The organism is Streptomyces beigongshangae, from assembly GCF_019710745.1.
In the GTDB taxonomy this organism is placed as follows: domain Bacteria; phylum Actinomycetota; class Actinomycetes; order Streptomycetales; family Streptomycetaceae; genus Streptomyces; species Streptomyces beigongshangae.
The window spans coordinates 42,851-63,866 of record NZ_JAHKJW010000017.1 but is presented as its reverse complement, the minus strand read 5'-3'; the positions used below and the strand labels follow the sequence as shown (position 1 = coordinate 63,866).

16 protein-coding genes are annotated in these 21,016 nt (G+C 72.2%); 8 read left to right on the top strand and 8 right to left on the bottom strand.

Going from position 1 to position 21,016, the window contains the following annotated elements:
* Positions 1–110 precede the first annotated feature (110 nt).
* Positions 111–1,292: a PP2C family protein-serine/threonine phosphatase gene (locus KM933_RS15495; RefSeq protein ID WP_221352480.1), complete on the bottom strand. Its 1,182-nt coding sequence runs from the start codon at positions 1,290–1,292 to the stop codon at positions 111–113.
* A 186-nt stretch (positions 1,293–1,478) separates the two neighbouring features.
* Between KM933_RS15495 and KM933_RS15490 the strand changes: the two genes are divergently transcribed.
* The 4 genes from KM933_RS15490 (at position 1,479) to KM933_RS15475 (ending at position 5,974) form a co-directional block, all read left to right on the top strand.
* Positions 1,479–2,714, top strand: a complete 1,236-nt coding sequence (locus tag KM933_RS15490; protein WP_221352478.1) for a GNAT family N-acetyltransferase — start codon at positions 1,479–1,481, stop codon at positions 2,712–2,714.
* Between the two features lie 541 nt (positions 2,715–3,255).
* Complete coding sequence (locus tag KM933_RS15485; RefSeq protein WP_221352476.1) at positions 3,256–3,774, top strand: lytic polysaccharide monooxygenase auxiliary activity family 9 protein; 519 nt, start codon at positions 3,256–3,258, stop codon at positions 3,772–3,774.
* Positions 3,775–3,953: 179 nt separating this feature from the next.
* Positions 3,954–4,688 (top strand): chitinase, encoded by a 735-nt coding sequence (locus KM933_RS15480; RefSeq protein ID WP_221352474.1) that lies wholly within the window; start codon positions 3,954–3,956, stop codon positions 4,686–4,688.
* A gap of 92 nt (positions 4,689–4,780) precedes the next feature.
* Positions 4,781–5,974: a glycoside hydrolase family 64 protein gene (locus tag KM933_RS15475; RefSeq protein WP_221352472.1), complete on the top strand. Its 1,194-nt coding sequence runs from the start codon at positions 4,781–4,783 to the stop codon at positions 5,972–5,974.
* 55 nt (positions 5,975–6,029) lie between these two features.
* On the opposite strand, the gene KM933_RS15470 is transcribed toward KM933_RS15475, so the two are convergent.
* Both KM933_RS15470 and KM933_RS15465 read right to left on the bottom strand, forming a co-directional pair.
* Positions 6,030–6,839 (bottom strand): Fpg/Nei family DNA glycosylase, encoded by an 810-nt coding sequence (locus KM933_RS15470; protein ID WP_221352470.1) that lies wholly within the window; start codon positions 6,837–6,839, stop codon positions 6,030–6,032.
* A gap of 201 nt (positions 6,840–7,040) precedes the next feature.
* Entirely contained in the window at positions 7,041–7,526 is a 486-nt protein-coding gene (locus KM933_RS15465; protein ID WP_221352468.1) for a ribose-5-phosphate isomerase, read from the bottom strand.
* Between the two features lie 252 nt (positions 7,527–7,778).
* Here KM933_RS15465 and KM933_RS15460 point away from each other — a divergent pair, with 252 nt between their 5' ends.
* The gene (locus KM933_RS15460) at positions 7,779–9,227 is read left to right on the top strand and encodes an amino acid permease (protein ID WP_221352466.1); all 1,449 of its coding nucleotides are present in this window, start codon (positions 7,779–7,781) and stop codon (positions 9,225–9,227) included.
* A gap of 91 nt (positions 9,228–9,318) precedes the next feature.
* Here the strand turns inward: KM933_RS15460 and KM933_RS15455 are convergent, their stop codons facing one another.
* The gene (locus KM933_RS15455) at positions 9,319–11,172 is read right to left on the bottom strand and encodes a serine/threonine-protein kinase (RefSeq protein WP_430727320.1); all 1,854 of its coding nucleotides are present in this window, start codon (positions 11,170–11,172) and stop codon (positions 9,319–9,321) included.
* Positions 11,173–11,411: 239 nt separating this feature from the next.
* Here KM933_RS15455 and KM933_RS15450 point away from each other — a divergent pair, with 239 nt between their 5' ends.
* The gene (locus tag KM933_RS15450) at positions 11,412–12,173 is read left to right on the top strand and encodes a hypothetical protein (RefSeq protein ID WP_221352462.1); all 762 of its coding nucleotides are present in this window, start codon (positions 11,412–11,414) and stop codon (positions 12,171–12,173) included.
* A gap of 138 nt (positions 12,174–12,311) precedes the next feature.
* On the opposite strand, the gene KM933_RS15445 is transcribed toward KM933_RS15450, so the two are convergent.
* Both KM933_RS15445 and KM933_RS15440 read right to left on the bottom strand, forming a co-directional pair.
* Positions 12,312–12,893 carry a biotin transporter BioY gene (locus KM933_RS15445; protein WP_221352460.1) on the bottom strand — a complete coding sequence of 194 codons (582 nt, stop codon included), beginning with the start codon at positions 12,891–12,893 and terminating at the stop codon, positions 12,312–12,314.
* A 508-nt stretch (positions 12,894–13,401) separates the two neighbouring features.
* Entirely contained in the window at positions 13,402–14,058 is a 657-nt protein-coding gene (locus tag KM933_RS15440; protein ID WP_221352459.1) for a mycothiol-dependent nitroreductase Rv2466c family protein, read from the bottom strand.
* 375 nt (positions 14,059–14,433) lie between these two features.
* On the opposite strand from KM933_RS15440, the gene pepN reads away from it, so the two are divergent.
* Positions 14,434–17,013, top strand: coding sequence for an aminopeptidase N (pepN, locus tag KM933_RS15435; RefSeq protein WP_221352457.1), 2,580 nt, complete (start codon positions 14,434–14,436; stop codon positions 17,011–17,013).
* Between the two features lie 226 nt (positions 17,014–17,239).
* On the top strand, positions 17,240–18,367 hold the full coding sequence (locus KM933_RS15430; protein ID WP_221352455.1) for a hypothetical protein: 1,128 nt from the start codon (positions 17,240–17,242) through the stop codon (positions 18,365–18,367).
* Positions 18,368–18,400: 33 nt separating this feature from the next.
* Here KM933_RS15430 and KM933_RS15425 read toward each other — a convergent pair whose 3' ends face one another.
* A complete protein-coding gene (locus tag KM933_RS15425; protein WP_221352453.1) occupies positions 18,401–20,164 on the bottom strand; it encodes a TIGR03767 family metallophosphoesterase in 1,764 nt (587 codons plus the stop codon).
* A gap of 244 nt (positions 20,165–20,408) precedes the next feature.
* Positions 20,409–20,897, bottom strand: coding sequence for an NUDIX hydrolase (locus KM933_RS15420; protein WP_221352451.1), 489 nt, complete (start codon positions 20,895–20,897; stop codon positions 20,409–20,411).
* Between the last annotated feature and the right edge of the window lie 119 nt (positions 20,898–21,016).

Sequence of the window (21,016 nt, the reverse complement as noted above, 5' to 3'; positions counted from 1 at the left end):
CCCCGCGACCCGGGAAGCAGGGGCACAGCCCTGCTTCCCGGGGGCGCGGGGAACTGCGCGATCAGCCCCCACCGGTCCGCACCCGACCACAGCCGCAGCCGCAGCCGAGCTCAGAGCGTCGCCGGCCCCGTCGTAGCCCCCTCACGGCAGATCAGCAGCAGCGCCCGGTCGTCGTTCACGTCCTTCGCCACCGCCTCGATCAGATGCCAGGCCGCCCCGTGGAACCCGCCCGCCACATACCGGTCGGCCTCCCCGGTCAGCCGGTCGATGCCTTCGACGATGTCGCGGTCGGCCGTCTCCACCAGCCCGTCCGTGAACAGCATCAGCACGTCCCCGGGACGCAGCGACCCCTTCACCGGGTCGAACTGCGCGCCGTCGTACACCCCGAGCAGCGGCCCCTCCGCGGCCTTCTCCTCCCAGCGCCCGTTCCCCGCGCTGAGCTGCAGCCCCGGCGGATGCCCCGCGGTGAAGAGCTCGTAGTCCCCCGAGTCCAGGTCCAGGACGAGGTGGGTCGAGGTGGCGAACCCCTCCTCCCAGTCCTGGCGCAGCAGGTACCCGTTCGCCGCGGGCAGGAAGGCGTGCGGCGGCAGGGACCCGAGCAGGCCCCCGAACGCGCCGGACAGGAGCAGGGCCCGCGAGCCCGCGTCCATTCCCTTGCCGGAGACGTCGGTGAGGACCACTTCGAGCGTGCGGCCGCCGTTCGTGCGGGCCGCGACGACGAAGTCGCCGGAGAACGACTGCCCGCCGGCCGGCCGCAGGGCCATCTCCCGGTGCCAGCCCGCGGGCAGCTTCGGCAGCTTGCTCTGCACCCGGATCCGCTCGCGCAGGTCGAACAGCATCGTGCCGCCCCGCCGCCACGGCACCCCGACCCGGCTGCGGAACTGCGCGATCAGCAGCCCGAAGAACCCGCACGCGGCGACGACCAGCACGATCCCCGGTGTCACCCGGGAGGGGCCCTCGGTGTAGGGGCCGAGCTTCACGGACTCCACGATCAGCGCGGTGGCCGCGGCGGCGTACAGCCCGAGCAGGCTGGAGGGCCGCAGCAGCAGCCCGCCCGCGACGATGGGCAGGACGAGCATCGCGGGCGAGCACCAGACGGAGTTCACGAGTGTCACGCAGGCGATCACGGGAATGGTCAGCAGGAGGCCGGCGAGGGCGACCCAGTCGGATCCGTCGCCGCGGAAGTAGTCCACGGCGGATCTGCGCAGCCCGGTGCGGACCCGGTGTACCTGCTTCTTCAACCGGGCCGTGAACGTATCGGCCGCCGCGCGCCGCTCTCGTCCTGCTGCCATTAGTTCGGGACCCTATCCATCGGACCAGGTGCTTGGCACGGGAGGTCCCACTTGTCCCCCGTCCGGGGACGGAAGTCACAGGGAAGTCCGGCCCTCGCAGAGCGTAAGGCCGGATGGGTACCCGGCACCGCAGAGCCGGGGGAAATCCGGTCGCTGATCGCGGATCGCCCTGGTAGGCATGGGGACATGACGACAGACTTGCGCGTGCTGCGTCCGGCCGACTGGGACGAGTGGTACGGGAGACTGGAGCTGGCGTTCGGCGGGGTCCCGGAGTCCCCGGAGGAACGGGCCCTGTGGAGGGACCTCACGGAGCACGACCGTTCCCTCGGAGCCTGGGACGGCGACGAGTGCGTGGGCACGGCCGGGGCCTTCACCTTCCGGGTCACGGTCCCGGGCGGGGCCGCCGTGCAGGCCGCGGGCGTCACGATGGTGAGCGTCGCCCCGACCCACCGCAGGCGCGGGGTGCTGACCGCGATGATGCGGCGTCAACTGGACGACATACGGTCCTGGGGCGAGCCGCTCGCGGTGCTGACGGCATCGGAACCGGCCATCTACGGCCGGTTCGGCTACGGCATAGCCACCCAGCAGCTGCGTGCCACGATCGACACCAGCCGGGTGCGCCTCACGGTGCCGGAGGGCACGGACGACGTACGGCTGCGGCTCGTGAAGGCGGACGCGCCCGAGGTGCGCGACGCCTGCGAGGCGGTGTACGCGCGCCTGGTGCCGACGCGGCCCGGGATGCTGGAGCGGCGGCCCGGCTGGGAGCGGCTGCCGCTGCTCGACGCGGAGGACGACCGCAAGGGCACCTCACCGCTGCAGTGCGTGCTGGCGCGGCGGGACGGCGAGGTCGTGGGATACGCGCGCTACTTCAACAAACCGGACTGGGACGCGGCCGGGCCGAAGGGCACGATCGAGCTGCGCGACCTGGAGGCGCTCGACCCGGCCGCCTACGCGGCGCTGTGGCGCCACCTGTTCGACATCGACCTGACGTCGCGGGTGAGGATGTACAACAGGCCCGTCGACGACGCCTGGCAGCACCTCGTGTCCGACAACCGGCGGTGCGACATGGCGCCGCGGGACTCGCTGCACGTGCGGCTCGTGGACGTGGGCGCGGCGCTGGAGGCACGGACGTACCAGGCGCCGGTGGACGTGGTGTTCGAGGTGGCGGACGCCTTCTGCCCCTGGAACGAGGGGCGGTGGCGGCTCACCGGCGACGCGAAGGGCGCGTCCTGCGCGCGGACCGGTGACGCGGCCGACATCGCCCTGTCCGTACGGGATCTGGGGGCGGCCTGTCTCGGCGGTGTGTCCCTCTCCTCCCTCGCCGCGGCGGGACGGGTACGGGAACTGCGCCGGGGCGCCCTCGCGGATGCCTCGGTCGGTTTCGCCTCCGTGGTGGCCCCCTGGCTGCCGCACGGCTTCTGAGCCGGTCCTCCCTGTTGCCGGCGTGAACCTCCCGCGCGGCGGTCTCCCACGGCGCCCCCTGCGGCTTCGCACGGCTTCGTACGACCTCCTGCGGTCCGGTGGGATCCCGTGTACCCCGCCGGGCCGGGCTCATGCCGCACAGGACGTACGCCCCGGCGGCCAGGGGAATACCGGGGCACCGGCACCGCGCGCCAGCTGCGGAAACCTTCATCCGTCGGTCCCGCCGCGCACCCGCCGCACCCGCGCGCCACGCCGTCGCCGGGGTGCGCGCACGACCGGGTGCGGACGACCGGACGCCTCCGTACGCCGCCGGGTCATGCTCTTGACAGATCGCGAAGAGCCACTTGTAAGGTCTAGGCCAACAGAACGCGCCGTTCCGTCCGGTGAGTTGGCCCTTCGCGGGAGCAACCCCCCGTGCACGGACGGCCGGAGCGCGTCACCTTCGCGCCTCTTGGCCCCACCCACGAGAGGCCGGTCCCGTCGCGTGCGGCCCCCCACACCGCCGCACGCTCCAGGGAAGGCCTGATGTGAAGGAGTTCCCATGCACGCCAGCAGGAAGACGGCTGCCCTCGTCGGCGCCGTGCTCGCCCCCGTCGTCGCCGTGAGCCTCCCCGCCGGTTCGGCGAGCGCCCACGGCTACGTCTCCGACCCGCCCAGCCGTCAGGCGCAGTGCGCCGCGGGCACGGTGTCCTGCGGGGACATCGCCTACGAACCCCAGAGCGTCGAAGGCTCCAAGGGCCTGACCAGCTGCAGCGGTGGCAACAGCCGCTTCTCCGAACTGGACGACGACAGCAGGGGCTGGACCGTCACGCCGGTGGCGAAGAACACGACGTTCTCGTGGAAGCTCACCGCGCAGCACTCCACCAGCACGTGGGAGTACTACGCCGGCGGCCGGCAGATCGCCGTGTTCGACGACGGCGGCGCCAAGCCGGGCGCGGTGGTGAACCACCAGGTCGACTTCGGCGGTCTCAGCGGCCAGCAGAAGGTCCTGGCCGTCTGGAACGTGGCCGACACCGACAACGCCTTCTACGCCTGCATCGACGTCAACGTCGGCGGCTGACGGGCCGTCCCGGCCGGGTGAACATTCCGGCCGGGACCGGGCCGGCCCGGTCCGGTCCCGGCTCGACCCGGCGCGTACTCGCGCCGGCCCGGCGCGTACCTACGGCGTGAGCCCCCCACCTTCTCCCGCCGCCCCCTCGCGCCGTCCCCCACACCCCACCCCCCACAGGAGTCGACATCGTGCACCGCCGCATACTCGGGCTGCTGACCGCCACCGGCGCGGCCGCCGCCCTCTGCACGCTCACGCTCGCCCCGACGGCCTCCGCCCAGAAGGCCGGCGAGGACACCGCCGCGGCGGCGTTCGTCGTCAGCGAGAGCCAGTTCGACGAGATGTTCCCGAGCCGGAACCCGTTCTACACCTACAGCGGTCTCACCGCCGCGCTCGACGCCTACCCCGGCTTCGGCGACACCGGCGGCGACACGGTGAAGAAGCAGGAGGCCGCCGCCTTCCTCGCCAACGTGAGCCACGAGACCGGCGGCCTGCAGCACGTGGTGGAGCAGAACACCGCCAACTACCCGCACTACTGCGACACCACGCAGCCCTACGGCTGCCCGGCCGGCAACGACAAGTACTACGGCCGCGGCCCGGTCCAGCTCAGCTGGAACTTCAACTACAAGGCCGCGGGCGACGCGCTCGGCATCGACCTGCTCAACAACCCCGACCTCGTGCAGAACGACGCGGCCGTGGCCTGGAAGACGGGCCTGTGGTACTGGAACACCCAGAGCGGGCCCGGCACCATGACGCCGCACGACGCCATGGTGAACGGCGCCGGCTTCGGCGAGACCATCCGCTCCATCAACGGCAGCCTGGAGTGCGACGGCGGCAACCCGGGCCAGGTCCAGAGCCGGATCGACAACTACCAGCGCTTCACCCGGCTGCTCGGCGTCGAACCCGGCGGCAACCTCGGCTGCTGAGCCCGGCCCCCGGGCGGCGTCCGCCCCGCGCCTCTTCCAGGCCCCGCCCCCCTGCCTCTCTCCCTTTCTCCCCCCACGCACCAAGGAGAACCATGCTCTCCCCACGCAAGCTGACGGTGTCCCTGGCCGTCGCGGCCGCGCTGGGCGCCGCCGCCGTCGTCGTCGGGCCCGCCGAACGGGCCACGGCCGTGGCGGACACCATCCCGCTCACCCTGAAGAACGCCTCGGGCAGCGGCGAGCAGGTGTACGTGTACGTCATCGGCACCGAACTCGCCTCCGGCAAGCAGGGGTACGCCGACGAGAACGGCGTCTTCCACGCCTGGCCGGCCGGTGGTGCCCCGCCGGTCCCGGCCCCCGACGCCTCGTTCGCCGGTCCCGCCGACGGCGCGTCCAAGACCGTCCGGCTGCCGAAGTTCTCCGGCCGCGTCTACTTCTCGTACGGCGAGAAGCTGGACTTCCGGCTCGCCGACGGCGGGCTCGTGCAGCCCGCCGTGCAGAACGCCTCCGACCCCAACCACGACACCCTGTTCAACTGGACCGAGTACACCCTCAACGACTCCGGTCTGTGGCTGAACTCCACCCAGGTGGACATGTTCTCCGCGCCCTACTCCGTGGGCCTCACCGCCGGTGACGGCTCCGTCAAGGAGACCGGCAAGCTGAAGCCGGGCGGCTACCAGGCCGTCGTCAACGGCCTCAAGGAGCAGGGCGGCGGCTGGGAAGGACTGGTCGAGTCCCGCGGCGACGGAACGCCGCTGCGCGTACTGGCCCCCGGGCACGGCATCTCCGCGGGCGCGATCCCGGCCGGGGTGATGGACGACTACATCGACCGGGTCTGGGCGAAGTACGCCACCGAGACCCTGACGGTGACCCCGTTCAAGGACCAGCCCGACAAGAAGTTCGAGGGCCGGGTCAACGGCGGCAGGATGGAGTTCACCGACGGCACCGGTGCCGTCGTGACGTCCTTCGACAAGCCCGACTCCGACTCCGTCTTCGGCTGCTACAACAAGCTGGACGCCCCCAACGACCAGGTCCGCGGCCCCATCTCGCGCACCCTGTGCGCCGCGTACAACCGGTCGACCCTGCTCAGCAACCCCCAGCAGCCCGACGCCGACGCGTCCGGCTTCTACCGGGACGGCGTCACCAACCACTACGCCCGGCTGGTCCACGAGCAGATGCAGGACGGGCAGGCGTACGCCTTCGCGTTCGACGACGTCGGCAACCACGAGTCGCTGGTGCACGACGGCGCCCCGAAGGACGCGACGATCTCGCTCGACCCGTTCGACTGAGCCGGTCCTGAGGTGGTTGAGCCGCCGGGGTGGCCCTTGAGCCACCCCGGCGGCGCTATGCCTGCTGGCAGGTAGGGCACCAGAAGAGGTTGCGGGCGGCGAGACCGGCGGTACGGATCTCGCCGCCGCAGACGTGGCAGGGCAGGCCAGCCCTGCGGTACACGTAGACCTCGCCACCGTGGTCGTCCCTGCGCGGCGGGCGGCCCATCGCCTCCGGTTCGTGCTCCGGGCGGACCGTGTCGATCCGGTTGTTCCGGACCCCCTCGCGCATGAGCACCACCAGGTCCGCCCACATCGCGTCCCACTCGGCCCGCGTGATGTCCCGGCCCGGCCGGTACGGGTCGGTGCCGTGGCGGAAGAGGACCTCCGCGCGGTAGACGTTGCCGACGCCCGCGATGACCTTCTGGTCCATCAGCAGGGCGGCGATCGTCGTACGGCTGCGGGCGATCCGCGCGTACGCACGGTCGGGCTCGGCGTCCTCGCGCAGCGGGTCGGGGCCCAGGCGGTCGTGCACCGCCTGCTTCTCCGTGTCCGTGATCAGGTGGCAGGTGGTGGGGCCGCGGAGGTCCACGTACGCGGTGTCGTTCGCGAGCCTCAGCCGGACCGTGTCCGTGGGCGGGGGCGCGGGGGCGTCACCGAAGGCCACCTTGCCGAAGAGGCCGAGGTGGATGTGGACCCAGTCCTCCCTCTCGAAGCGGAGGAAGAGGTGCTTGCCGTGGGCCTCCGCCGTGGTGAGGACCGTGCCGTCCAGGAGGGCGGCGGCGTCCGCGAACTTGCCCTGCGGGCTGGTGGCGTGTGCCCTGCGGCCACCGAATCCGCCGAGGTAGTCCTCGGCCAGCCGGTGGATGGTGTGCCCTTCCGGCACGGGGTGACCTCCGGTCGGGTGGGGGACGAGCTTCAGGGCTGCGCCCCGGACCCCAGTCCCATCCGTTTCGTCCGCGGGTGCGTGGGGGCTTGTCGCGCAGTTCCCCGCGCCCCTGAAGGGGCTTTCGTCCGCGGGTGCGTGAGGGCCTGTCGCGCGGTTCCCCGCGCCCCCGAAGGGGCGGAGGTGCGGGGAACCGTGAAGTCAGCTCTGCGGGTGGTGGGGCGGGATCGGGGGGAGGTCGCCCGTCGTCTCGTACGCCGACAGCATGTCGATCCGGCGGACGTGCCGCTCGTCGCCGGAGAACGGCGTGTCGAGGAACGTCTCGACGAACTTCGTCGCCTCCTCCTGGGAGTGCATCCGCGCGCCGACGGCGATGACGTTGGCGTCGTTGTGCTGCCGCCCGAGTGCCGCCGTCTCCACGCTCCACGCGAGAGCGGCCCGCACCCCCTTCACCTTGTTCGCGGCGATCTGCTCACCGTTGCCCGATCCGCCGATCACGATGCCCAGGGCCCCCGGCTCGGCCGCCGCGCGCTCCGCGGCGCGCAGGCAGAACGGCGGGTAGTCGTCCTGGGCGTCATGGATGAGGGGCCCGCAGTCGACGGGCTCGTGCCCGGCCGACTTGAGCCACTCGACGAGGTGGTTCTTGAGTTCGAAACCGGCATGGTCGGAGCCGAGGTACACGCGCATGGTCCGAGTGTGGCACGGCTGTTTCGGATCGGCCGCGTCGGGGCATGCGCAGAAGACTTCCGAGGCGAATGAGGGAAAGTGTAAGTAAAACCACAGAACCTCAAGGCAATCTCAAGTAACAATCTGGATTCAAAGGTTCACCTATTCATTCACCTGGGATTCACTGGACCGGCTCGTCGCTGGGCCGCTGTGCCCGACGGCCGCGCACCGTCAGCAACCTCCCCACAGTCCCGGCGCAAAGGAACACCGCCCATGACTTCGCAGCCGACCCTGAACAAGGCCGGTAACGGCCCCGAGGGCTCCGGAGAACCCGACGCCGGCCTGCAGGCCGGACTCAAGAACCGCCACCTGTCGATGATCGCGATCGGTGGGGTCATCGGCGCCGGCCTCTTCGTCGGCTCCAGCTCCGGCATCGCCACCGCGGGCCCCGGCATCCTGGTGTCGTACGCCCTCGTCGGGACGATGGTCGTCCTCGTGATGCGGATGCTCGGCGAGATGTCCGCCGCCAACCCGACCTCGGGCTCGTTCTCCGCGCACGCCGACCGGGCGCTCGGCCGCTGGGCGGGCTTCTCGATCGGCTGGCTGTACTGGTTCTTCTGGGTGGTCGTGCTCGCGATCGAGGCCACGGCGGGCGCGGTGATCCTGGAGAGCTGGGTCCCGGCCGTCCCCCAGTGGGGCTGGGCGCTCCTCGTCATGGTCGTGCTGACCGCGACGAACCTGGTCTCCGTGGGCTCGTACGGCGAGTTCGAGTTCTGGTTCGCCGGCATCAAGGTCGTCGCGATCGGCGCCTTCATCGTCATCGGCGCCCTCGCGGTCCTCGGCATCCTGCCGGGGGTAGACAGCGACAGCGCCGGTCTCGGGAACCTCACCGGCCACGGCGGCTTCCTGCCGAACGGGCCCGGCGCGATCCTGACCGGCATCCTGCTCGTCGTCTTCTCCTTCATGGGCAGCGAGATCGCCACCCTCGCGGCGGGCGAGTCGGAGGACCCCCAGCGCGCCGTCACGAAATCCACCAACAGCATCATCTGGCGGATCGGCGTCTTCTACCTCGGCTCGATCTTCGTCGTCGTCACGCTGCTGCCCTGGGACTCCAAGGCCATCCAGGAGGACGGCTCGTACGTCGCCGCCCTGAACTCGCTCGGCATCCCGAACGCCGGCGAGATCATGAAGTTCATCGTGCTGACGTCCGTCCTGTCCTGCCTCAACTCCGGCCTCTACACGGCCTCCCGCATGGCGTTCTCGCTCGGCCGGCGCGGTGACGCGCCGACGTCCTTCGCCCGCACCACGGAGCGCGGCGTCCCGCGGACCGCGATCCTCGCGTCGGTCGCCTTCGGCTTCGTCGCGGTGTTCTTCAACTACGAGTTCCCCGACACGGTCTTCCTCTTCCTGGTCAACTCCTCCGGCGCCGTCGCGCTGTTCGTCTGGCTCGTCATCTGCTGCTCGCAGCTGCGGATGCGGAAGATCATCGAGCGCGAGTCGCCGGAGAGGCTGGTCGTGCGGATGTGGCTGTACCCGTACCTGACGTACGCCACGATCGCGCTGATCGTCTTCGTGCTCGGCTACATGCTCACCGACACCGAGCACGACGGCCGCAAGACGGTCCTGCTGTCGCTGCTGGTCGCGGCGGTCGTGGTGGGCATCTCCCTGGTGCTGGAGAAGATGCGCCGGCGGCACCGGACGCCGAGCGGGTCCGCCGGCTGACCGTACGTCCGCCGTCCCGCACGACCGTTGCTCCGTACGACGCCTCCGTGGGCCTTTCCCGCGGAGGCGTCGTCGTGTGCGGGACCGCCGGTCACAGGGGGGTGAAGCTGTCCCGGACCTCGTGGTAGACGGGGAGGGCCCGGTCCTCGATGGCCGGGTTGTACCAGGTGCTGATCTCGTACGACCGGCTGTCCGTGTCGAAGCCGAGCAGGCGGACGTGCCAGGGCCGGCCCTTCGCCGTCACCGTGTACTCCCAGACGACCGCGGGCCGCCCGCGGAACGTGGTCTCCTCCAGCCGGATCAGCCGGTAGTCCAGACCCTTGCGGGTGGTCGTCTCCGTCCTCTCCCACTGGTCCATCAGATCGCCGCGGGCCGTGGAGGCGTTGGCCAGGATCTCCTGCTCGGTGTCCGGTGAGGTGTAGTGGATCTGGGCGCCGCTGCGCACCACCCGGTCCCAGTCCTCGGGCGGCACCCAGGCGTACATTCCCGCCTCGACACGGGAACCCGCCGGGAGGCTCGGCGGGCGGGAGGTGCCGGCGACGGTGGGCGGCGGGGAGGTCCGGGAGCCCGGGGAGGCGCCGCCCCCGCCGCCGGACGATCCGTCGGGCAGCGGGACGAGCAGGGCTGCGAGAGCCCCCGCGACGACCACGCCCACGGCGGCCACGAGGCCCTTGCGGGTCCGGTCACGGGTCCCGCTCCCGGCGCGGCGAGGTGCGGGCGGCTCGACGGGGCCCAGCGGTTCCCCCGGCGGCATCGGGGCGGGGCGGGGCTCCGTGGGCAGCCCGGCGCCGGCGGCTGCCCGCGGGGGTGGCGGCGGCCCGGGCGGTTCTGCCGGCGCCTCGTTCTCCGGCTGCGGTTCCGGCTCCGGCTCCGGCTGCGACTGCGGCTCTGTCTCCGGCCGCGGCTGCGGCTGCGGCTGCGGTGGTTTCGGCCGCTTCAGGCGGACTCCCGGTGCGCGGAGTGCGCGCCCGGGGGTCGCGCCCTCGGAGGGGATCTCGGGGGTGCCCCCGGACGGGGCCTCGGAGGAGGTGTTCCCGGCGCCGGGGGCCGCGGGCCCCGGCACGGCGTCCTGCACGGGCTCCGCCGTACCGCCGGTGCCTTCGCCCGCCGGCGTGGGAGTGGGCGCGAGCGCGGTCGTGGGCGGCTCCTCCGCCTCGTCCGGGGCGGCGGGGGGCCACGTCGCCGCTCCCGTGCCGCCGTTCGCCACCGGGGCCAGGAGCGAGGGCAGTTCCTCCAGCCGGGGGCGCTCCGCCGGGTCCTTCCGCAGCAGGGCCGTGAGCGTGTCCCGCAGCTCCCCCGCCGCGGACGGGATCTCGGGCTCCTCGTACAGCACGGCGTGCAGCGTCGCGAGGGTCGTCGCGCGGGAGAAGGGGGACCGGCCGCCGAGCGCCGCGCAGAGGGTGGCGCCCAGGGACCAGAGGTCGGACGGCGGGCCCTGAGGGCGGCCGGAGATCCGCTCGGGCGCCATGTAGTCGGGGGAACCGACCAGCATGCCGGCCATCGTCAGGGCTTCCATGTCCTGGATGGCGGCGATGCCGAAGTCGGTGAGCACGACCCGCCCGGCACGCCGCTCGACGAGGACGTTGCCCGGCTTGATGTCCCGGTGCAGGACGCCGCCCGCGTGCACCTGGCGGAGTGCCGCGACCAGTTCGAGTCCGATCCCGGCCGTGTCGCGCGGGTTCAGCGGTCCGTCCGCCGCCACGACCCGTTCGAGGGAGCGCCCGTCGACCAGTTCCATCACGATCCACAGTCGCTCGCCCTCGTCCACGACGTCGTACACGCGCACCACGTTGGGGTGGTCGATCCGGGCGGTGGCCCTGGCCTCGCGCAGGGTCCGCTCGCGGCGGGTCCTGGCATCCTCCTGGTCCATTCCGTCTATGCGCATCTCCTTGACGGCGACCTGCCGGTCGAGTGTTTCGTCGGTCGCCCGCCACACCCGCCCCATTCCCCCCTGCCCAATGATTTCGACCAGTCGGTACCGGCCGGTCACCAGCAATCCCGGAATACCACCCCTCGTCATTTCCGGCACCCTCATGCCCCCCTTCAACACCTGCCCCAGAAAAAACGCAAAGGAGCACAATGGCCACAACTTTACGCCGCACCAGCATAGTGCGGAGAAATCTTGTGGTACCTCTTCAAGTACTGCGAATTCAGGCGCAGTACGGGGATACAAGGGGGACGAACATGAGTTCTCGTCGCATGACGATCGCCGCGGGATCGCTGCTCACCGCATCTCTGTCGGCGGTGATGATTCTTTCCGCCCCCGCCGGCGCGGACGACCCGGGGCCGATGAGCGACAAAGGGGGAAAGGCCGTCGACGAAGCCCCGGCAGGTGTAAAACTGGCGACCGAACTGCCCGAGAAGATCGAGGTCGACAACAGCTCGAAGAAAACGACGATCACCGCCACGGTGGAGAACGGGGGCACGAAGGACAGCGGAGAGGTCCGGCTGCTCGTGGTCGGCTTCGACGGCCTTTCGGTCAAGGGCGTCGAGGGATGCGCGAAAATCACCGAAGAGGATCTCCCCGACGGAGCGAACAGCGGCTATGCCTGCGCCATCGACAACCTGGCCGCCGGAAAGTCGAAGTCGTACGCCGTGGACGCGACGTTCGACCTGAAGAAGGAGGGCAGGATCTGTCTGCCCGTCCAGGACGCCGACGGCAGGAAGACGTTCTGGCAGCAGGGGCCGGTCCCGTTCGGAGCGAACGACCCCTCGCCGAACGCCCCGGCGACGCCTCTCCTGCTGGGCACCGACAACAGCCCGGTCACACCGGGCGGCGACAAGGCGGGGGACGAGGCCGGGGACAGGAGCGGGGGCCAGGAGCTGCCCAGGACCGGACCGGCCGACCGGGTCCTGCCGCTCGGCGCGGCGGGCGCCGCGCTCGTCTCCGCGGGAGCGGTGGGGCTGTGGTGGACGCAGCGGCGCCCCGGGCGGAGCGAGTCGTAAGGGTGGCCGCACGAGGCGGAAGGGGCTCACCGGTGCACGAACCGGTGAGCCCCTTCCGTGTGAACCGGTGAAACGGTGAACCGGTACCCGGTCGCCCGGGCCGCCGGTCCTCCGTCGTTCTCCGTCAGTTGTTCTCCGTCAGTTCTCGCGGTGGACGAACTTCCAGGCGGCGGGGAGCAGGCCCATCGCCAGGGCGGCCTTGACGGCGTCGCCGATCAGGAACGGGGTGAGGCCCGCCGCCACGGCCTGGGTCGCCGTCATGTCGGCGACGAGGGCCAGGTACGGGACGCCGATCGCGTAGATGACCGCCTCGCCCAGCAGCATCGCGCCCGCCATGCGCACCACCGAGCGGTCCGCGCCGCGGCGGGCGAGGGCGCCCACGACGGTCGCGGCGAGCAGCATGCCGAGGATGTAGCCGAAGGACGCGGTGGCGCCGGAGCTCCCTTCGGAGAACCACGGCAGGCCCGCCAGGCCGAGCAGCGCGTACAGGGCCAGGGCGGCGAGGCCGCGGCCGGCGCCGAGCGCGGTGCCGACGAGCAGGGCCGCGAAGGTCTGGCCGGTCACCGGCACCGGGGAGCCCGGTACCGGTACCGCGATCTGCGCCGCGAGGCCGGTGAGCGCGGCGCCGCCCGCCACGAGTGCGATGTCCCGGACGCGGGAGGCGGGGAGGAGGTCGGCGAGGACCTGGCGCGGGTGGGTCGTTGCGACGGCGGTGGTCATGGGGGCTCCGGCGGGGGTGCGGGCGGGGGACGTCCTGACGCTATCCCAGGGCGGTCGGGCCACTCACCGTCAGTGGTCGACAAGGGGGCGACGGGGGGTTGGTGCACCTCCGACAAAGGGTGTCACATACACCTGCGAGGGCGTGATACCGGTCACTGAGGCGGGGTGCCTTTCCCGCGGCGCACGCCGCGGTGTGCACCACCGCATGTGCCGCCGTGTCCGCAGCCGCATGCGCCGCCGCGTTCACCGCCGTGGGCACGGACACGCGGCCCCGCCCTCTTGCCCAGGCATCGCACTTGCAAGTAACTTGCAATAAGAGCCGCGGATTCGTCCGGGCGCGCCCTGCCCCGTGATCGTCTTCTCACCTTTCACGCGGCGGGCGAGGAAATGGAGGACCCCCGCGAGGACGTGACTCGCGGGGGTCCCCCCGTTTCAGGTCGCGCCTGCGGGTCCGCCACGGCTGACCGCGCAGTTCCCCGCGCCCCTGGAGAACGGGGCGCAGCCCTTCTTACAGGTTGCTGAAGTCCGGGTCCTGCGTGCGGGTGCGCTTGAGTTCGTAGAAGCCCTGGACCGATGCGACGAGCAGGGTGCCGTCCCACAGCCTGGCCGCTTCCTCGCCCTGCGGGGCCGGGGTGACGACCGGGCCGAAGAAGGCGATCTGCTCGCCGTCCGCGCCGGGGACGGCGATGACGGGCGTGCCGACGTCCTGGCCGACCTTGTCGATGCCCTCCTTGTGCGAGGCGCGCAGCTCGGCGTCGAACTCGAAGTCCTTCTGGTCCGCGTGGTCGAGCAGGTCGGCGGGGAGGCCCACCTCGTCGAGCGCGCCGGCGATCGCCTCCCTCGTCGGGCCCTGCCCGTCGTTGTGGATGCGGGTGCCGAGCGCGGTGTAGAGCGGGCCGAGGACCTCGGCGCCGTGCTTCTGCCAGGCCGCCGTCACCACGCGGACCGGCTCCCACGCCGAGGTGGACATCGTCTCGCGGTATTCGTCGGACAACTCGTCCAGCTTCGGCTCGTTCAGCACGGCGAGGCTCATGATGTGCCAGCGCACCTCGATGTCCCGGACCTTCTCCACCTCCAGGACCCAGCGGGAGGTCATCCACGCCCAGGGACACAGCGGGTCGAACCAGAAGTCGACGGGAGTCTTGGCGGAAGGCTGCTCGGACATGCTTCTCCTCGGTGAGGGGCGGTCGGTTCGGTCAGCGTCCTTCGGGGTCCGTCACGGACCGGAGGTCCCGGTTACTGCTCCCAGCCTCAACGCGATCGGTCACCCGCGCCATTCCCGATCGGCCGCCCGCGACTGCCCCGCCGGCCACTCACGTCTTCCCCGTCAACCGCCCGCCCTTCTCCCGCACAGCCGCCCCCGCACCGCCCTGACAGCCGGTCCGTCCCTCCCCGGAAGCCACCCGCACCCCTCCCGTTCCGTCGCCCGTCCTCACCTTCCCCGCCGTTCCCGGGTGTCCCGTGTCAGGTGCGCATGGCAGGATCGGTGCTGTTCACACGCATGCATCCGTCCCCATGACGCCACGAGGGAGTGCCGCCCGTGCCCGGTGAGAATCTGTCCCGCGACGAGGCCCGCGAGCGGGCCGCACTGCTGTCCGTCGAGGAGTACGAGGTGTCCCTCGACCTGCGCTCCGCGATCGGCGGGACGGACTCCGAACCGCGCACCTTCCGCTCGGTGACGACCATCCGCTTCCGCAGCGCGGAGCCGGGCGCCACGAGCTTCGCGGACCTGATCGCACCGGCCGTCACGGCCGTCTCGCTGAACGGCCGGGACCTGGACCCGGGCGCGGTCTTCGACGGCTCGCGCATCCTCCTGGAGGACCTGGCCGAGGACAACGAGCTGGTCGTCGACGCCCGGTGCGCGTACAGCCGTACCGGCGAGGGCATGCACCGCTTCGTCGACCCCGAGGACGGCGAGGTCTACCTCTACACGCAGTACGAGCCGGCCGACGCCCGCCGCGTCTTCGCCAACTTCGAGCAGCCCGACCTCAAGGCGCCCTACCGCTTCGAGGTGCGGGCCCCCGAGGGCTGGGTCGTGTGGAGCAACGGCGCCGGCGAACTCACCGACGGGGTCTGGCGGTTCGCCGGGACCAAGCCGATCTCGACGTACATCACGGCGGTCGTCGCCGGCCCCTACCACCACGTGACCGACTCCTACGAGCGCGTCCTGGCGGACGGCACCCGGCTGGAGATCCCGCTCGGCGCGCTCTGCCGCAAGGGCCTCGCCAGGCACTTCGACGCCGACGACGTCTTCCGGATCACCAAGCAGGGCCTGGACTTCTTCCACGACCACTTCGACTTCCCGTACCCGTTCGGGAAGTACGACCAGGCGTTCGTGCCCGAGTACAACCTCGGCGCGATGGAGAACCCGGGTCTCGTGACCTTCCGCGAGGAGTTCATCTTCCGCGGGAACGTGACGCGGGCGTCGTACGAGCGCCGGGCGAACGTCATCCTGCACGAGATGGCCCACATGTGGTTCGGCGACCTGGTGACCATGGTCTGGTGGGACGACCTGTGGCTCAAGGAGTCCTTCGCGGACTTCATGGGCACGTTCTCGATGGTCGAGGCGACCCGCTTCACGGACGGCTGGATCACCTTCGCCAACAACCGCAAGGCGTGGGCGTACCGCGCCGACCAGCTGCCCTCCACCCACCCGGTCACCGCCGACATCCGCGACCTGGAGGACGCCAAGCTCAACTTCGACGGGATCACGTACGCGAAGGGGGCCTCGGTCCTCAAGCAGCTGGTGGCGTACGCGGGCCGGGACGCCTTCCTGGAGGGCGCACGCCGCTACTTCAAGCGCCACGCGTACGGGAACACGCGCCTCGGCGACCTGCTGGCGGCGCTGGAGGAGACCAGCGGGCGCGACATGGCGGCCTGGTCGCGGGCCTGGCTGCAGACCGCCGGCGTCAACTCCCTCACCCCGCAGGTGCTCCTCGACGCGCAGGGCCGGGTCTCGGAGCTGGCGGTCCTCCAGGAGGCCGCCGAGTCGCATCCGGAACTGCGGCCGCACCGGGTGGCCGTGGGCCTCTACCGGCGCGAGGGCGCGGACGGCTCCCTCGTGCGGTACGCGCGCGCCGAGGTGGACGTCGACGGTCCGCGCACGGTCGTCGGCGAGCTGGCCGGCGCGGACGCCCCCGAGCTGGTCCTCGTCAACGACGACGACCTCACGTACTGCAAGATCCGCTTCGACGAGGGGTCGCTGGACACGCTGCGGGCCCACCTGGGCGCCGTCACCGACCCCCTGGCCCGCGCCCTGTGCTGGTCCGCGCTGTGGAACATGACCCGCGACGCGCTCATGCCCGCCCGGGACTTCCTCGACCTGGTACTGCGGTTCGCGGGCCGCGAGTCGGACATCGGGGTGCTCCAGACGCTGCACACGTGGGCGAACTCCGCGCTCACCTTCTACGTGGCGCCCGGGTGGCGGGAGACCGGCGGGCGGCTGCTCGCCGAGGGCGCGCTGCGGGAGCTGCGGCTCGCCGGGCCCGGCAGCCAGCACCAGCTGACGTGGGCGCGCTTCTTCGCGGCGGTCGCGTCCGGCGAGGCCGATCTCCAGCTGCTGCGCGGGCTGCTGGAGGGCACGGAGAAGATCGACGGGCTGGAGGTCGACCAGGAGCTGCGCTGGGCGTTCCTCGAACCGCTCGCCGCGCACGGGATCGCGGACGAGAAGGCGCTCGCGGCGGAACTGGCCCGCGACGACACGGCGTCCGGCAAGCGGCACCAGGTGCGGTGCCTGGCCGCACGGCCCTCGGCGGCGGTCAAGGCGCAGGCGTGGGACTCCGTGGTCGAGTCGGACTCGCTGTCCAACGCGCTGGTGGAGGCGACGATCGGGGGATTCGCGCAGGCGTCGCACCGGGAGCTCTGCGCCCCGTACGCGGGGAAGTACTTCGAGGTGATCGAGCGGGTGTGGCAGGAGCGGTCCATCCAGATCGGGATGGACGTGGTGCGGGGGCTGTTCCCGTCGCTCCAGGACTCCTGGTCGACGGTGGAGGCGGCCGACGCGTGGCTCGCCGGTCACGAGGGGGCCGCGCCCGCCCTGCGGCGGCTGGTGCTCGAAGCCCGGGACGACCTGGCGCGGGCGCTGCGGGGCCAGGCCCGCGACGAGGCCGCCGCCGGCTGAGCGGACGGCGCGACTCCGCTCCCCCGAAGGGGGACGCCGCGCTGCCGGTTGACCCGCGGGGCGTGCGCAACGGTTACGGAACGCGGGGCGCCGGTGCCGTGACCCCCTGGCGGACCAGGGGGTTTCGGCGGTCGGACGTGTGTGCTTCAGGACGGCTTCGTCCTGGTTTGACGACGAGCGTGTAACAGCGGTTAGGAGGACGGCCGGAGGCGGGAGATTCGAGGGCATGAACCACAACACCCCGCTCTCCCCCCGGCCGTTCCGTCACCTGCCCGACGTGCAGCAGCGGGTGCTGACCGCCGCACAGCTCCGGGCCCGGGGCGTGACCGGCGCCGACATCGGCGCGCAGTGCCGGCCGGGCGGCTCCTGGCAGCAGCTCCTGCCGGGGGTGTTCCTGCTCCGCCCCGGCCCCGCCACCAGCGAGGAACGGCTGCACGCGGTCCTGATGTACGCCGCCTGCCCGCCCGTCACCGAGCCGGGGGTCCCCGTCCGGCCGGACGCCGGTGCGCCGCACCCCCCACGCCCTCCGCACCCCCCACGCCCCTCGCGTCCACCGCATCCCCCGCAGCGGTACGCCGACGCGATGATCACCGGTCTCGCGGCGCTCGCCCTGCACGGCTTCCCGTCCGCTCCCCCGCTGCTCTCCCTGGACCGGATCGACGTCCTCGTCCCGCGGCTGCGCCGGCTGCGCTCGACGGGCTGCGCCCGGATCGTGCGCGCGGGGGGCGTGCCGGAGCCCGAGCGGATCAACGGCCTGCCGGTGGCGCCCGTCCCGCGCGCGCTGGCCGACGCGGCCGCCCACCTCACGGACGCGGGAGCCGTACGCCGGCTGCTCACCGAGGCGGTGCGCGGCGGCCACTGCGACCCCGCGGCCGTCGTACGGGAACTGGCGCAGGCCCGGCTGCTGAGCAGGCCGCACGTGGTGGACGCGGTCGGCTGCCTGCTCGCGGAGGGCCGCGCCGTCGCCGAGGACCGGCTCTACCGCATGGTCGCCGAGCACGGCCTGCCCGACCCCGTCTGGAACGTGGACCTGCGGCTGCCCGGCGGGGCACGCCTCGGCGGTCTCGACGCGTACTGGCCCGACCACGCCGTCGCCCTCGAACTCGACACCCGGGCGCCGCGGCAGGACGACGACGCGACGTGGTCCGAGTACGCCCGCAAGCGGGAACGGCTGGAGCGGCTCGGGATCACGGTCGTCCACGTCACGCCGAAGAAGCTGCGGGACGCGCCGGAGCAGCAGGCGGCGGCCGTGCGGACGGCGCTCATGGCGGCCGGGGACCACGACCCGGCCGGGGACCACGATCGGGCCGGGGACCACGACCCGGCCGCGTACGTCGTGGTGCTGCCCCGGTAGGCGCGGATGCGTCGTGGACCGGCGCCCGGGAGGTCAGCCCTTCTTCAGCACCAGCTCCGTGTTGCGGTCCTCCGGGTCGCCGGACAGGTCCGTGCGGGCGCCGGGGGCGTTGTACGCCAGTTCCCGGTACAGGGCCGCCAGGCCCGTCTGGGACAGGTCCGCGAAGTCCGTGTCGTGCGGGGCCGCGGACTCGATGAGCGTGGTGAACAGGGAGATCGTGCCGTCGTGGTTGTCGGCGACCTCGATCACCCGGGCGAGCTGCGGGAAGTCGACGTGCGAGGCGGTGGAGACCTCCCAGAAGGAGCGGCCGTCCGGGGCGGCGTGCGGGGTGATCCTGTTCTTGTGGCTGTGGCCGTTCACCCAGGCCAGTACCGGCCGGTGGGCGCCGAGCACGGCGAGCACCTCGTCGCCGCCGTGCCGCCGCTCCCCCGGGCGCGCCGGGTCCTCGCGGAGGTTGCGCATGGTCTTGCTGGTGTGGTGGCTGAAGACGATGACGTGTTCCTTGTTCTTCTCGGCCGCTTCGAGCGCGCGCTCCAGCCACCGCAGCTGGGCGGTGCCGAGCGAGCCCTCGTAGTGGCCGCCCGGGTCGGTGGTGTCGAGGCTGATGCCGAGCAGGTCGTCCGCGATCCGGAACGTGTAGTACTGGGTCTTCTCGGCCAGGTTGGCCTGCGAGTAACCGTGGCCGACGGGGCCCGTGCCGGTGTGCGCCGGGTCGAGGTGGGCCCGGAGGTACTCGGCGGGGGTGAAGGGGGCGCGGCCCTCGTCCGGGGTGACCGGGCGCATCCTGCGCGCCTGGGACCCGAGCATCGCCTTGAAGTCGGTGCCCTTCGGGTCGCCGCCCTTCTTGACGTTCTTCCAGAAGCCGGTGCCGATGGACTCGTCGAGCGTCATCAGCTTCCTGCCGCCGACCGCGAACTCGGCGAAGAAGGGGTCGCCGGGCGCGTAGCAGCCGCCGGGCAGCGAGTCGTGGTTGCCGACCGTGGAGTACCAGGGCAGGTTCAGGCCGGGGCTGCGCACCTCGCGGATCGCGGCGGCGAGGAAGCCCTCGATGCGCGGGAAACCGAGCTGCTTGTCGGCGTCGCGCAGGGCCGAGTCGGGCTGCCAGTACAGCTTGAGGTCGCTGTTCTGCACGCCCTCGTAGTGGTCCGGGTCACCGGAGTTGGGGGTGATGCGGCCGCCGCTCATCACCTTCAGGAACCAGTCCAGCTCCGTCTTGGCGTTGTTGTCGGTGTTGTCGCCGGTGGTCATCACGAAGTGCAGCGGGGACCCGGTGACGGGGGCGCCGCGCAGCGCGTTGACGCGCTCGACGAGCGAGACCGCGCCGGGCACCGACAGGGACTCCTGGGGGCGCCAGGCGCTGGCGGTCTGGGCGCGCAGGTACTCGTACCGCAGCGGGTGCTGTACGTCGACCAGGTGCAGGTCGGTGAACTGCACGAACGCGGCGAGCGCGGTACGCCGTCCGGCCCGCCCCGCCCCGGCGGCGGCCAGGTCGCCGCGGACGACACGCGGCCAGGCGGGCCCGTCACCGAGCCGGCGGAACCCGGAGCCCGGACGCGCGGCCGCGAGGGTGGAGAGGGTGGTGCCCCGCGTGTACGGGGCCAGGGGCGCGGCCGGCGCCCTGCGGGAGACGGCGACGGACTGCCCCTGCGCGGGGGCGGCAGCGGTGCCGGCGGCGGCCTCGCCGGTGCCCGGCCGCAGCGCGAAGCCGATGCCCGCGGAGAGGGACACCGCCCCGGTGGCGGCCAGGAAGGCGCGGCGGTCACGGGCGGTGGTGGCGACAGAGCGTGTGCGCGACATGGCGCGGTCTCCCCGGGTACGAACGCGTCAGCAGTGGTCGCGGGCGGTTCGCTCGCACGAACTTCCCGTCACTACTGGATGGTTGGCACCGGGGATGGCCTGGGCGTTAACTGGACGGCAACGGGCGGCACCGATCACCGTACGTCGATCTCGCACCACCCTCCGCGTCCACCGGGCCCTCCCCGAACCGAGGCGGACCGGTCACTCGGCGTTCATCCGGCTGGGTAGGGGGAGGCCCCGGCCGCTATCCGCCGGCCGCCGCGGGACGCTCGGGGCGCCCGAGGACGTCCGTCACCCGTCCTCGCGCGGGCCGCTCCCGCCACAGTGCGAGCCCGAGGTCGACGAGTCCCGACCGCTTCAACGCGGGCACCTCCTCAAGCGGGTACCAAGCCGCCATGTCGGTGGAACCGCCGGTCTCGTGGCGCAGCTCGCCGCCGGTGACGCGGGCCTCGTAGACGATCCGCAGACCGTGGAAGTCGACGTCGGCACCGAGGCGGCGCGGATGGGTCTCCCGGAGCGTGTCGACGCCGAGCAGGGCGACCGGCTCGGCCGCGTACCCGGTCTCCTCCTCCACCTCCCGCACGACGGTGTCGTACGGGTCCTCGCCGTGGTCCATGCCGCCGCCGGGCAGCGTCCAGAGCCTGCCGTCCTTGCGCGACACCCAGCGCGCGAGGAGTATCCGCCCGTCCCGCACGCACACGGCGTAGGCCGCCACCCGCAACTCCTTGTGCATGGGCAGACGTTACGTCACGTCCATCCGCGCGTCCCGGTTTGGCCCGAGATGGACCGCATGACGTATGGCGGAATTACGCCATGCACACCTCACATCCCGGTCAGCCCTCCCCAAAAGTC

What these genes read in the sequence shown, in the direction of transcription:
- KM933_RS15425 (WP_221352453.1), bottom strand. Translation starts at nt 20,164, where the DNA reads ATGTCGCGCACACGCTCTGTCGCCACCACCGCCCGTGACCGCCGCGCC.
- KM933_RS15450 (WP_221352462.1), top strand. Translation starts at nt 11,412, where the DNA reads ATGAGTTCTCGTCGCATGACGATCGCCGCGGGATCGCTGCTCACCGCA.
- KM933_RS15475 (WP_221352472.1), top strand. Translation starts at nt 4,781, where the DNA reads ATGCTCTCCCCACGCAAGCTGACGGTGTCCCTGGCCGTCGCGGCCGCG.
- KM933_RS15440 (WP_221352459.1), bottom strand. Translation starts at nt 14,058, where the DNA reads ATGTCCGAGCAGCCTTCCGCCAAGACTCCCGTCGACTTCTGGTTCGAC.
- KM933_RS15460 (WP_221352466.1), top strand. Translation starts at nt 7,779, where the DNA reads ATGACTTCGCAGCCGACCCTGAACAAGGCCGGTAACGGCCCCGAGGGC.
- KM933_RS15455 (WP_430727320.1), bottom strand. Translation starts at nt 11,172, where the DNA reads ATGGGGCGGGTGTGGCGGGCGACCGACGAAACACTCGACCGGCAGGTC.
- KM933_RS15495 (WP_221352480.1), bottom strand. Translation starts at nt 1,292, where the DNA reads ATGGCAGCAGGACGAGAGCGGCGCGCGGCGGCCGATACGTTCACGGCC.
- KM933_RS15490 (WP_221352478.1), top strand. Translation starts at nt 1,479, where the DNA reads ATGACGACAGACTTGCGCGTGCTGCGTCCGGCCGACTGGGACGAGTGG.
- KM933_RS15445 (WP_221352460.1), bottom strand. Translation starts at nt 12,893, where the DNA reads ATGACCACCGCCGTCGCAACGACCCACCCGCGCCAGGTCCTCGCCGAC.
- KM933_RS15485 (WP_221352476.1), top strand. Translation starts at nt 3,256, where the DNA reads ATGCACGCCAGCAGGAAGACGGCTGCCCTCGTCGGCGCCGTGCTCGCC.
- KM933_RS15465 (WP_221352468.1), bottom strand. Translation starts at nt 7,526, where the DNA reads ATGCGCGTGTACCTCGGCTCCGACCATGCCGGTTTCGAACTCAAGAAC.
- KM933_RS15430 (WP_221352455.1), top strand. Translation starts at nt 17,240, where the DNA reads ATGAACCACAACACCCCGCTCTCCCCCCGGCCGTTCCGTCACCTGCCC.
- KM933_RS15420 (WP_221352451.1), bottom strand. Translation starts at nt 20,897, where the DNA reads ATGCACAAGGAGTTGCGGGTGGCGGCCTACGCCGTGTGCGTGCGGGAC.